General features: G+C 46.2%; 1 protein-coding gene. It reads left to right on the forward strand.

The features are described 5' to 3' along the window. Nucleotides 1–617, forward strand: a 617-nt coding sequence (locus tag ACYVRA_RS08155) for an AMP-binding protein (RefSeq protein WP_461252231.1), incomplete at both ends; no start/stop codon positions are given.

Raw genomic sequence — 617 nt, forward strand, 5'->3', positions numbered from 1 at the left:
CGGACGCGCTTATTTTTTTTGGCAAGAGAACAAAATGGCCGGTTCTTGATCAAAAGATAATAAACATGAGCCGTAAATTCGCGCAAATAGGGCTTAAAAAAGGCGATATGGTTATTGTCTGTCTGCCGAATATTCCGCAGGCTGTAATATCAATCTACGCGCTTAACAGGCTTGGCGCGATTCCGGCGCCCATTCACCCGCTTTCAGCAACGGGAGAAATAGAGGAGTTCTCAAAACTTGTTTCGGCAAAAGCGGCTATTACCTTGGACGGATTTTATCCGCGCTTTGAAAAAATAAACGTGGAGTTTGAAAAAATTATCGTATGCTCGCTGAAAACAGAGATGGATTTTATAACAAAAATAGGATTTTCACTTGGAATGGGACGCAAGATAAAACCTGTTCCGTTTTCCTCTAAAGTATTGGACTGGGCGAAGTTAGAAGCAGAAAAAGAATCTGCCGAATTGCAAACGCCAGACCCAACCGGCGCGGATGAAATGGCGCTTATTCTCTTTTCGGGCGGCAGCACCGCGCTCCCTAAAGCCATCATGCTGTCAAACAAAAACTGTAACGCCCTCGCTATGCAAATGCAGGCGCACGGCGGCCATCTTACCCCCGGC

The sequence above is a fragment of the Treponema sp. R8-4-B8 genome (assembly GCF_054786175.1).